We start from the raw sequence: 9,229 nt of genomic DNA on the forward strand, positions 1-9,229 counted from the left end.
GGGCAATATTGCCCGGTTAATAATAAATTGGTTTTACTGTTTCTTTTGATAAAGCATAAGGTTATATCCCGCCTTGAGATGTACTTTAATTGTCCGCATCTTCTTGGCGATATATTGCGAGGTTCCCTGTATCGCCCCCTTGCCTAAATCGGTCAGCAGTTGGTCGCCCGCGCTCTGTTGGTTCAGGTTGATGGTTGTCCCCAGATTACCGCCCAGATTGGCGGCTATCTCACGGATTGCGTCCATCTCCATCGAACCCGGAATAAAGATGCCTTCCTGCCCGTCGCCATCGACAACCGTCAGTTCCACCGGAATAATCATCCCCCTGTATTCCAGCGAAGTGATGGAGATGCCGAGCCTTTCGCCCTGTATCTTTCCCATTCCCGTAACGAGCGCATTTTGCGGGATGACCGTTTCTCCGGCACGCATTGGCTCCAATAACCGCAACCTTACCGCCTGCCCGTCCGTGATGGTCTGATTATCATGGATGCACGCACGTATGGTATTCTTTTCTGTTTGTACAGCCGTGCCGACTGCCGTATGGAACCCCATGTTCCTCTCTTTGGAATATTCGGCGACAAATGCCGAATCACTCATCGGTTGCGATAATCCCGATACCACCCGTTCATGTACCTGCCCGACGGTATTCACCTGCGCCTTGCCGTTTTTATATGCTTCAGTCGGCTTGCTTTCGGTAGCGGTGGTAACTGCCGGCTGTCCGGTAAACGGCTGTCCCTGATTCTGAGGCATGTACTTTGCCACCAACTGATAGGACTTTTCCAGCAATGCCAACTGTTCGTCCGCCGTTTCCTTCTCCGTCTGCCGGTTGTACGCCATTTCCCGAAGCTCTTCCAATTCCTTGCGCATCTCTTCCTTTTCGGGATCTTCCTTCGGGGTTTCGTAGAAATTGCCGAGCGTCCGGTTCATGTCCCGGTAGGCATTGGCGGAGGCATAGATGGTCTCTTTCGGGCGGGAACTGCCGCCACCACCGTAGCCACTTTTCGGCTTGACCTCCGGTTCGTCGAATGTCGGCATTTCTTCCGCCTGCTCTTCCCCCGAACCGAACATCGAAGCCAAATCCTGCATCTGTTCCCGACGCTCATCCTGCTTGCGGTTGAACAAATCCTGTTCGTAAGCCGCCTGTTTGTCGCCCACCAACGCATTGTCAGCCGGTGCGGGAACATCGGTATTGAAACCGGACTGTCCCTGCTCTTCCTCCTTTTCGGAAGGTGCGAATATCAGCCACATCACTATGGCGAAGATGATGAACATAAGCGGATAGACAATCAGCTTCTTCTGTTTCTGCCGCTGTTCTTCGGTCAGTTCCTTTTTGGGCTTGTCCGGCTCTTTGGGCGGCTTCACCTCGTTTTTACTCTCTTGAATCTGTTGCCTTGCGGCTTCATCCTCTTTGCAAGGCATAGAATAAGCGGGCTTATCCTCTGCTCTCGCTTCATTCGTCTGTTCCATTGTCGTAATCATTTATTAGGTTAATACTGTCTTTCCTTTGCAGTTCGAGCAGTTTGATATGCTCTATTTCGATGTGCTGCCCCTCGTTCTTTCCCATGTTGTAAATCCCCGAAACGAAGATGTACACCGAAGCGATACTGAAAAAGAGGAACATTGTCAGCAGCACTGCCAGCCGCTTTCCGGGTGTGATGCGCCCGCACAGGCGGCGGAGCTTTTCGTCCGCCCAATCCTGTATTTTTGTCATGCACCTGCCTATCATCGTTTCTGTACCTTGATGTCCCTGTTCTCGATAATCTCGAAGGCTTCGATGGTAAAGCCGTGCGGGTTGTTGTCCGAGCGGACGGAGTTCAGCAGGTTGCACCTTGTGACAAGGCTCCGCTCAGTCACGTTGCTTTCACGGATAATCATTTGCCGGGCGTAAGTGCTTACCTTGTAAGGATAGGTGTCGAAATTGCACGACACGCTGTCCACCTGCAACACCTGATTCACGTTTCCCGAAATGATGCGGTTGTAATACCCCTTCTCGGCAAAGTCGGTGTAATAGTTGAACGCGCTCCTGTCCGCCAGTAGCAAGGCTCGTTTGATGTTCCCCTCAATCGCGCTCTTGTCGGGCGAGAGGGTGAAGAACAGCTCATGAAAACGCTTCACGTGTTCCCTTGCCTCCACAGGACGGTTCTGCGACAAATCCTGCGAGAGGGCGAGTATCAACGATTTACCACCGTCCAGCACGTAAATCTTCTGTCGCTGCGCTTCGGCAAACGAGTAGGCACTCCATACGGAGTAACCCGTGATTGCCAGGCAGACCACCAGAAAGACGATGCCGAACAGCCGTATCTGCCTGAAACTGCTCTCGATGTTTTTTAATGACTTAAATTCCATTGTTTTACTTTTTTATTGATTGTTTATTTTCTCCTGAACAGCCGTCCGGCGGCTCCCGCCACTTTCCTTGCCCCGTTCACAGCACCCCGTCCCATACTTCCGGCAGCATTACCGGCAGCGTGTCCGGCACGTCCGGCGAGATTACCCGCCACCGCTCCGGCAGCGGCTCCCGTCATAGCACCCGCACGTCCGGCAATCTGGTTGATCGGACGGGCTGCACTGCCCATTCCTCCTGCCTGTATAATCCAGCCCGCCACCGTAGGAATCGTGAAGTAACCGAGTATCCCAATTACCATAAATACGATGTAAACGCCATTGGACGAGTCGATTGAAAAATCGGGATTGTTCTGCAACTCCTTGATGTCGTTTTCAAGCATCAACACCTGTATCTTCGCCAGTACGCTGCTGAACAAGTCCGATACGGGCAGCCACAGGTATATCTGTATGTAGCGGCACATCCATTGTGAAAGCGTACTTTGAAACCCGTCCCAGACCGATATGGCAAAAGCTATCGGGCCGAGTATGGATAGCACTATCAGGAAGAACGTCCTGAGCGTGTCGATAAGCAGGGCAGCGGCAGCAAACAACAGCTCCAGTACCTCCCGCATAAAATCCCGCACATCCTTTCTGAAATTGTACATGCTTCTTTCGACGTACATGCCGCCCATCGTGGCGATGTCCTTTGCACTCCATCCGAGTTCGTCAATCTGCTTGTCGAACTCCTCGTTGCTGACCAGATAGGCGGTTTCGGGATTGCGCATCATGGATTCATATTCCAGCTTGTCCTTCATCTCCCAGTACTTGTTCATGTCCATTGTCTGTGTTTCCAGCATCCCGTGCGTTCCCTGTACAATGGGACTCAATATGCTGTTAATCGTGCCGAGCACAATCGTGGGGAAAAACAGGATGCAGATACCGATGGCGAACGGTCGGAGCATCGGGTACACGTCGATGGGTTCGGCTCTTGCGAGGGACTGCCATACACGGGAGGCAACGTAAATCAACGCTCCCAATCCGGCTATCCCTTTTGCCACCCCTGCCATGTTGGAGCAGAGGGGCATCATTTCCACATAGAGATTCTTCAATATCTCATGCAGGTTACTGAAATCGGCGGCTAACAACAGCATGGCTTACCAATATCTGTCGTTAGTGTCCCCGTACAGAGCCAGCACCCGGTTGGTGTCCCCCTTTTTCTTGGAGCGCAGGTAGCTCACCGCAATGTTCTTGTTGGTATAATACCCGACCAGATTGCGGTATTGCCTTACCGAGTTGTAGCACCTGTCCACCACGTCCATGCGCTCCTTGTCGCTGAGTGAAAGCGTGGTGATGTTCACCACCCCTTTCATTTCCTGAAGCACGTCGTTGCTCTCTTCCAGCAATTTGGTGTAGCCGAAAGCTATCGCTCCGAGTTCCTCCACCGTATAATTCTCGTCGCGCATCATCTTCTGAAAACTCACGACGTAGGTGTCGGAAATTTCACCGATCATCAGGATGGTTTTCTGTACCTTGCGTGCATCCTTAACAAGATTATTTACAGATTTCAAAGGTAGGCTAAGCATCCAACGCCCTGCCGTATTACTACGGTGGGTTTTCGGAAGCTCGCCCCCAAACCGGACGTACACGTCTCCGCGTATCCGGCTTTCTACTAATAATATCAATCTATTCATTGTTACTGAGTTTTTTGTAACACTTACCACATATGGCAATAGTCTTTCGTTTGCGAGCCATCATTTGTTTTTCGCAGGTAGTTTTCCCTTGAAGATTTTTTAATTTTCTCACATGGTGCATCACTAACTTATCGACTACTCCACATAATTCACATTTTTCCGCTTTCAGCCTATCTATAAGACTTGTGTTTGTAGGATGATATGTGAATTTGGGCAAGTTGTCTAAATCCTTAATGTTCATTGGATTTTTCTTTTTGAACCCACCATGATAAAAGGTCAAGTCTTTGGCAGTACCGTTCTTTAAATAGTATCTAACTGAAAAAAGTCCATTCTTGGTGTACTTTTTTCGGATTTGCGACATCGTTGTCCGATATTTCTGCGCAAATGTTTTGTACATACTATATTTCATGATATACCCAAGTTTTGACAGACTACTACAATTATTAGCCAAACAATAGTAATTGTAAATGCCCTTTATTTCCTTGTTGTACCTGTCAAGTATCTCAAAGTCATTGTTGTTTGAAAGTTTGGGACGGGATTTTGCTTTCCAATACTCCTTGCCGTTGTGTATCTTTATTTCTAAAACACGATATTCGAGCAACTTTTTCTTAAACGTATCCTTTCCAAGTGCCAATTGTATCCTCTTATTGAAGACACGTCTTAGTACTCCGTATTTGCTTCTTTTGGTGTCATTGGATTTCCTTACAAAAATCTCATATCCGAGAAATTTTGCAGCGTTTTCAGCATGGGTGATAAGTGTTTTCTCATCGGACAGTGTAAGAGCCAACTTTTCATAGAGGAAGTTCTTTATGTCCTCTTTGATGATGATAGCATCTTGTTTACTGCCAATGATTCCAATTAGAAAATCATCCGCATATCTCACGTATTTGAGTTTTCTGTAGTTCATATCCATTTCGTCACCATCAGAATACTGCAAACCTTCTTTTTGATAAGCCTTATATTGTCTTATCAATTCTGACCTTTCATTTTTGTCTTTTACCACTTTCAACTTTTTCAGAATACGGTGTCGTTTGCCTTCAAGTGATACTGCCTGTTTGGTTCTTTTCCGTTCTTTCCCCTTATCAAATTTTTCAGTGTATTCCTTCATGAATTTATCCAACTTATCAAGGTATATGTTTGCCAAGATAGGGCTGACAATTCCGCCTTGCGGTGTTCCGCTGTAGGAGTTATGAAAGTTCCAGTCTTCGATATATCCTGCATTCAGAAATTTTCTAATCAAGCGAATAAATCTTTCGTCAGCGATACGTTCTTTCAGAATACCTATCAGTATCTCATGATTGATATTGTCGAAAAATCCCTTAATATCACCTTCTACGAACCATTTCACGCCCGAAAATGTCTTCTGAATATCAGACAAGGCAGTGTGGCAGCTTCTTAGGGGTCGGAAGCCATGCGACGTTTTTTCAAACTGTCTTTCATAGATGGCTTCCAATATCATTCTGACCACTTCCTGCAATAATTTATCGTTAAAAGCTGGTACACCTAATGGACGCATTTTCCCATTTTTCTTTGGGATATACACCCGTTTTGAGGGTTGGGGCTGATAACTCTCATCTTTCAACGATGTTATCAGTTGTTCAATTCGGTTCAGGCTCATTTGGTCAATGGTTTTCCCATCTGCACCTGCTGTCATATTGCCCGGTTTCGCATATATGCGTTGGTAGGCAACGTAATACATTTCCTCATTGAAAAAGATACGGTACAAGCGTTCGAACTTGTAATTCAAATTTTCACTGTGTTCCGTTAGACTGTTTAATACATACTCTGGACTTCTCATAATGTCTCTCACATTTTCCGTTATTTGCATTAAAATTATTAGCTGCTTCCCTTCGCCATGTACAGGGCTTTCCCCTGCTCAGACTACTACGGAAGCTCCGTTGCCTTGTCGGATTTTCATAGGTCTGTACCTAATAGCCTTGCGGCGTTCCGATTTAGGCAATCCCCGTTTACGATATAATAACATGGCTATGATAGATTATCGGATATGACTTCCGCCCGTTACCGCTTACTGCGGTTGTGCCGTAATTTGTTCCTGCCTCTACTACACGACGCTCGCAACAGAGGTATTACGGTATAGCGAGTTAAGTTATCTTTCACTATAAAACATACTGGGTTCACTTGGACTATCATTCAATCAGTTTGGATTTTATCCTCGTATCTATCTGTTTCATCTCACCATTCAGTTGCAATTTGATAACTAATTGACTTATGGCTTTCCAGCGTGCTATACTCCCTGCCGTCCTTTCGTGGGCAGATAAGCTGGTGATGATAGGTAAATATTGGAACACTTACCTAATAGCTTGCCAATGCTATATTTATTATATCGCCTATACGGGCGCACCGTCGTAGTACTTTTTACCCTGCTCGTAAATCTTGACTGTTTCCTGAAAATTATTCAGCATGTTGGAAGCCGTCGAAGAGGTCTGTATAATCTGTTTGGTCGTGTTCACGATACCCTGCGCCAGATTGGTAGGGTCTGTCACCACCCATTGTGCGCTTGCCCTGCCTGCAAGGAGCAGGCACAGGCTGAAAAGCATGATTATTTTCGTTCTCATTACGTTACTTTATTAAATGGTTGTTACTATGGTCTTTCGCCTGCCCTCGTGTAGTCACCGTTCGGTGAAAAGGTCAGCACGTCGGTTTCCTCGTTGTAGGCGATGTCAATCCGGTAGCCCGTATTGATAAAGAGATTTCCACTTTCCTCCACAATCAGAAAGGTTTCCGGTTTCAGCTTGCGGCTGACACCCGACTTCTTGAAAACGGTTATCTTGTACTGTTCGCCTTCTTTGAACACCAGCACGTCGGGCTTTCTGCCCACGCTTACCCAATTACCGCACAGCTTGTCCAAATTAGTTTCTTTTGCTTCCCCGCAGGCGGTCAGCAGCAGGGAAGACAAGGCAAGGGCATAGCCCGCCAGCTCGATAAGCCGGCTTTTTGAAATAAATGTCATGTCAATTGATTTTTTAGGTTTTACTTCTTTTCTTATCGGCAAGTTGCTTGATTGCCAACTCGATACTGCCCAGCTTGTCGGCAAGGGCAAGCACCTCCATCTTTTCGGTTTCCTCCGTCGTGAATGTCAGATATTCTTCCGCCGAAACTTCTGTCGCATACACCGCATTTTGCGTTCCGCCAAGACCTATCCACACCTCCTTATAAAGCCGGTTCGGATTGTTCGCCATGTTGATGGAGAGTATCTGCCCCCGTTCCTTGTCCGTCAGCCCCAACAAATCCTGAATGGCATCGAACTTGTTCATGTACTTTCTCTGGTCTAACAGGATTTTACAGTCGGAATTGTTGATAATCGCCTCTTTCACGACGGGAGAACTGATTATGTCGTCCACTTCCTGCGTCACGACGATGGCTTCGCCAAAGTATTTACGGACGGTTTTATAGAGATATTTCAGATACTCACTCATGCTTGCCGAAGAGAGAGCTTTCCACGCTTCCTCCACGATAAGTTGTTTGCGGATACCCTTTAACCGCCTCATCTTGTTGATAAAAGCCTCCATGATAATGATGGTGACAACCGGAAAAAGTTCACGATTTTCCTTAATCGCGTCAATCTCGAATACGATAAACCGTTTGCCGAGCAGGTCGATGTTCTCACGGGAGTTCAGCAGGAAGTCATACCGTCCGCCACTGTAATATTGCCGGAGCGTAGTCAGAAAATTGTCGATGTTAAAGTCATCCTTGCCGACCTTGATTGCCCGGCTTTCCAATTCGTGGCGGTAGTCGTCCCGCATAAACTCGTAGAACGTGTTGAAGTTGGGCGTGATGCTGCGGTCAGCCTTGATACGGTCGATGTACGCCGTTACCGCACTTCCCAATTCACCCGATTCCGTTTTGGTAATCTTATCGTCCTCGCTTTTCCAGAGTGTCAGGAGCAGTGTCTTGATGCTGTCCTTTTTCTCCACGTCATAGACAAAATCATCCGTGTAGAACGGGTTGAAGCTGATGGGCTTCTCTTCGGTGTACGTGAAATAAATCCCGTCGCCTCCTTTGGTCTTCTTGTTTATCATCTCGCAAAGCCCCTGATAGGAGTTACCCGTATCTACCAAAACCACGTGCGTGCCCTGCTCGTAGTATTGGCGGACAAGGTGGTTCATGAAAAAGGATTTTCCCGAACCGCTTGGCCCCAACACGAATTTGTTTCTGTTCGTGATGATTCCCTTTTTCATCGGCAGGTCGGAAATATCCAGATGCAGCGGCTTTCCCGTCAGCCTGTCCACCATCTTGATACCGAAGGGCGACGGCGAGTTCCGGTAGTTCGTTTCTTGGGAGAAGAAGCAGACCGCCTGCTCGATGAACGTGTAGAAACTTTCCTCTGCCGGAAAATCGGCGGCATTGCCGGGAATGGCAGCCCAGAAAAGCGTCGGCGTATCGACGGTGTTGTGGCGGGGCTTGCACTCCATTTGTGCCAACTGACTTCCTACCTCGTTCCTAATCCGTTTCAGTTCCTCACGGTCATCACTCCACGCCATCACGTTGCAATGGCAGCGTACCGAAGTCAGCCCGAAACTATGCGCCTCGTTCAGATACTCGTCGATCCACTCCTTGTTGATTTGGTTGGAACGGCTGTACCTCGAAAGCGAGTGCATATTCTTCGCCATCTTCTCGAATTTCTGCAAATTGGCGGCACTGTCGTCGATAAACACATATTGGTTATAAATATGGTTGCACGGCAGCAGCAGCCCGATGGGAGCCGCAAAGGACAAACGGCAGTCGCTCCGGTCGGTCGATAACTTCTCGTACCGGCTGTCGGTTGCCACTTCCCCCGGCAGGTCTTCCACGTCCGAGAGGGTGTGCAGGCACAGGTAGTTGTCCCCGATTTTCATTTCGTCCGCTTTCAGGGCAATATCTTCCAGCGTGGTCGTGTCGGTCTGAGACAATGAAAAGTATTTCTCAATAATACCCGCTTCGGTATCCGTGCCGGTTGCAACAAGAGGATATTACGTTGATTATCAATGGTATTTAAAAAGGAGAGGCAATTCGGGATTTATCCCTTATTTTGTATAGATTCCATATAAGCATTGGAGGTATTCCACAATTTCATCAAAAGAAATAATATTAACAGGCAAGGGAAGAAATGGGATGTTATCAGAGTAAAACGAAAGAGGCATACAATCCTCACACTAATGTTATACTGTCAAATAAAAAAACGTTTTTCATCTAAAAAAGATCGTTGTTTTTCGTTG

6 protein-coding genes and 3 pseudogenes are annotated in these 9,229 nt (G+C 47.3%); all 9 read right to left on the reverse strand.

Annotation, left to right across the window (positions count from 1 at the left end; translation table 11 throughout):
• Positions 1 to 33: 33 nt before the first annotated feature.
• Positions 34 to 1,467 (reverse strand): conjugative transposon protein TraM, encoded by a 1,434-nt coding sequence (gene traM / locus HMPREF1534_RS00420; protein ID WP_005945486.1) that lies wholly within the window; start codon positions 1,465 to 1,467, stop codon positions 34 to 36.
• Positions 1,451 to 1,726, reverse strand: a complete 276-nt coding sequence (locus tag HMPREF1534_RS00415) for a TraL conjugative transposon family protein (protein ID WP_005945489.1) — start codon at positions 1,724 to 1,726, stop codon at positions 1,451 to 1,453. The genes traM and HMPREF1534_RS00415 overlap by 17 nt, the downstream gene beginning before the upstream one ends.
• Complete coding sequence (traK, locus tag HMPREF1534_RS00410) at positions 1,723 to 2,346, reverse strand: conjugative transposon protein TraK (protein WP_005945491.1); 624 nt, start codon at positions 2,344 to 2,346, stop codon at positions 1,723 to 1,725. Before traK ends, HMPREF1534_RS00415 begins: the two co-directional genes overlap by 4 nt.
• Positions 2,347 to 2,369: 23 nt before the next feature.
• Positions 2,370 to 3,473: a conjugative transposon protein TraJ gene (gene traJ / locus HMPREF1534_RS00405; RefSeq protein ID WP_005945493.1), complete on the reverse strand. Its 1,104-nt coding sequence runs from the start codon at positions 3,471 to 3,473 to the stop codon at positions 2,370 to 2,372.
• 3 nt (positions 3,474 to 3,476) lie between these two features.
• Positions 3,477 to 3,890 (reverse strand): annotated as a pseudogene (locus tag HMPREF1534_RS00400) (DUF4141 domain-containing protein); the annotation flags it as partial.
• Between the two features lie 115 nt (positions 3,891 to 4,005).
• Entirely contained in the window at positions 4,006 to 5,811 is a 1,806-nt protein-coding gene (locus HMPREF1534_RS00395; protein ID WP_025066979.1) for a reverse transcriptase/maturase family protein, read from the reverse strand.
• 565 nt (positions 5,812 to 6,376) lie between these two features.
• A pseudogene (locus HMPREF1534_RS00390) lies at positions 6,377 to 6,589 on the reverse strand (DUF4141 domain-containing protein); the annotation flags it as partial.
• A gap of 26 nt (positions 6,590 to 6,615) precedes the next feature.
• Positions 6,616 to 6,984 carry a DUF3876 domain-containing protein gene (locus HMPREF1534_RS00385; protein ID WP_005832556.1) on the reverse strand — a complete coding sequence of 123 codons (369 nt, stop codon included), beginning with the start codon at positions 6,982 to 6,984 and terminating at the stop codon, positions 6,616 to 6,618.
• A 13-nt stretch (positions 6,985 to 6,997) separates the two neighbouring features.
• A pseudogene (locus HMPREF1534_RS00380) lies at positions 6,998 to 8,965 on the reverse strand (TraG family conjugative transposon ATPase); the annotation flags it as partial.
• Positions 8,966 to 9,229 lie beyond the last annotated feature (264 nt).

Origin of the sequence: Phocaeicola massiliensis B84634 = Timone 84634 = DSM 17679 = JCM 13223 (assembly GCF_000382445.1) — a bacterium.
Taxonomy (GTDB): domain Bacteria; phylum Bacteroidota; class Bacteroidia; order Bacteroidales; family Bacteroidaceae; genus Phocaeicola; species Phocaeicola massiliensis.